Below are 2,574 nucleotides of genomic sequence, written 5' to 3'. Positions count from 1 at the left end.
GGATGGGTAGAGCGCAGCGAAACCCATCCCGCGTCGTCAGGCGCGGACGGATGATGGGTTTCGCTGCGCTCTACCCATCCTACGGGTCTTCATCCTTCGAGACGCGCGTTCCGCGCTCCTCAGGATGAGGGATGCAGCGTCAATCCCCTGCCCTTAACCGGTACCCGATCCCCGTCTCCGTCAGCACATATTGCGGCCGCTCCGGATCGGCTTCGATCTTCTGCCGGAGCTGGCGGACATAGACGCGCAGATATTGGGCATCCGTCAGTTCGTCCCAGAGCTCCCTCAGCAGGAAACGGTGAGTGAGCACCTTGCCGGCGTGCTGCACCAACACACGCAGGAGGTCATATTCCTTCGGCGACAGTTTGACATCGCGCTCTCCGACCCTGACGATCCGGCGCACCAGATCGACCGAAAGATCGCCGGCACGAAACACCGGCCGTTCGCCCTGAATCTGAAGCTGGTGCCGCAGCGCGGCGCGCAGGCGCGCCAGCAGCTCGTCCATGCCGAACGGCTTTGTCAGGTAATCGTCGGCCCCGAGATCGAGCGCCTCCACCTTGCCGGCCTCATCGCCACGGCTCGACAACACCACGATCGGCACAGCTTCATTGCGGGCGCGGATGGTACGTAACAGCTCATGGCCCTGGATATCGGGCAGGCCGAGATCGAGGATGATCAGCGCGGGATCCTCGCTGAGCTTCTCCAGCGCGGTCTTGCCGTTCGACGCCTCCAGGATCTCATAGCCTTGCGTCGAGAGCCCCATCCGCAGCAATTTGCGGATCGGCGGCTCGTCGTCGATCACCAGCACTTTGATCGGAGCAGCGCTCATGCGGCGGTATCCAATGCGTGGGTCCGGGCCGGAATGGGCAGACGGATCGTCAGAACCGCCCCGCTCCGGTCGCCGCGATTCGCAGCCGAGATCGTGCCACGCATCGCCTCGACAAAGCCGCGGGAGATGGCGAGCCCGAGCCCGGTGCCGGGCCGGACATGGTCGCCCTTCTGCGCGCGATAAAACTTGTCGAACACGCTCTCGAGCTCCTCGGACGGAATGCCGTCACCCTCGTCGGCGATCTGGAGCACCACATGATCGCTGTCGCGCCGGCTGCGGATCGAGACCGTGGCGTGGGGCGGCGAATATTTGGCGGCGTTGTCGAGCAGGTTGAACAGCACCTGCTCGAACAGCACCGCATCGAGCTGGAGCATGGGAAGATCTGCGGCCAACTCCAGCTCCACCTTGTGGGCGGTGAGGATCTTGGCTGCCCGCCGGAGCGCACTGCCGACGATCTCTCCGAGATCGTGCAACGCAGCGTTGGGCACGATGGCGCCGGATTCGAGCTTGGTCATGTCGAGCAGATTGGCGATGAAGCGGTTGAGCCGTTCGGATTCGTCGATCACGGTGGCGAGCAGGTCGCGCTTCTCGGTGTCGGAGAGCGCGCTGGCGAGATCGCGCATGGTCGAGGCCGCACCCAGCACGGATGCGAGCGGCGTCTTCAGGTCGTGTGAAATCGAGGTCAACAATGCAGAACGCAGCCGCTCGGATTCGACGGAGCGCTTGACGCGATCGACGTCCTCGACCAGCAGCACGCGCTCGATCGCCAGCGCGCCTTGGTCGACCAGCGCGTCCAGCAGCCGGCGCTGGTCCGGCGTCAGCAAGGGACCGGTGCGGTCGTCGTCGATGCCGATGACGCCGATCGGGCTGCGCCCGGTGCGCATCGGCAGGAACAGCCGCTTTGCGCCGGGCAGCGTGTCCGAGCCCCGGCCTGCAGGGCGGTCGTTGCTCCAGGCCCAGTTGGCGGCGGCAAGGTCGGCCTGATCGAGATCGTCCTCGGGGGGATAGCCCGACTTCACCGTGAGCAGACCTTCGTCCGGCAATAGCAGCACCACGCGGACTTTCAGCATCAGCGCGATCTGGTAGGCGGTCGTCCACAGCACGTCGTCGAGCGTACCGGTGCCGGCGAGCTTGCGGCTGAAAGCATAGAGCTGCTCCGTGGTCCGGATGCGGCCGATCGCAGCATCAGCCTGGGTGCGGACCCGCCCCGCCACGTTCGACACCACGAACGCTATCAGCATGAAGAAAAAGAACGCCGCGACATTGGTCGGATCGGTGATGGTGAAGGTATAGACCGGCGGCAGAAAGAAGAAATTGTAGGCGAGCGACGCCGCGACGCTCGCAAGCAGCGACGGCCACAATCCGTAGCGCACGGCAACCGTCACCACGGCGGTCAGAAACATCAGGTCGACGTTCTCAATGCCGAAATAAGGCTTGATGGCCACGGCGGCAGCGAGGCCAAGCGCGGTGATCCCGAGTGCCTTCAGATAGGGCCGCGCATCGAACGGGTCCGATCGCGTTGCGGTCTGCACCGCCGTCTTCGGCGCCGGCTCGCTCGTGAGCTCGTCGCCAGGGATGACATGCACGCTGATATTGCCGGCGCGGCGCACCAGATCGTGCACGACGGAGCCGCGCGTCATCTCGAACCAGAGCGAGCGCGTCGACTTTCCGATCACGATCTGGGTGACGTTGTTGCCCTGCGCGAAGTTGACCACGTCGTCGGCGAGGCGGCGGCCGACGCCCGG

At 65.0% G+C, this 2,574-nt stretch carries 2 protein-coding genes; both read right to left on the bottom strand.

Features of this window, described 5'->3' with window-relative positions; all coding sequences use genetic code 11:
- Positions 1–139 precede the first annotated feature (139 nt).
- Entirely contained in the window at positions 140–829 is a 690-nt protein-coding gene (locus tag IVB47_RS04650) for a response regulator transcription factor (RefSeq protein WP_247287829.1), read from the bottom strand.
- On the bottom strand, positions 826–2,574 hold a 1,749-nt coding region (locus tag IVB47_RS04645), incomplete at its 5' end, for a DUF4118 domain-containing protein (RefSeq protein WP_247460125.1). The genes IVB47_RS04645 and IVB47_RS04650, both read right to left, overlap by 4 nt.

The organism is Bradyrhizobium sp. 62 (assembly GCF_023073035.1).
Classification (GTDB): Bacteria; Pseudomonadota; Alphaproteobacteria; order Rhizobiales; family Xanthobacteraceae; genus Bradyrhizobium.
The sequence above is the reverse complement of the archived record's forward strand: the minus strand, read 5'-3'. Positions and strand labels throughout refer to the sequence as shown.

Coding starts and splice junctions, on each gene's coding strand:
- IVB47_RS04650 (WP_247287829.1), bottom strand. CDS start 829: ATGAGCGCTGCTCCGATCAAAGTGCTGGTGATCGACGACGAGCCGCCG.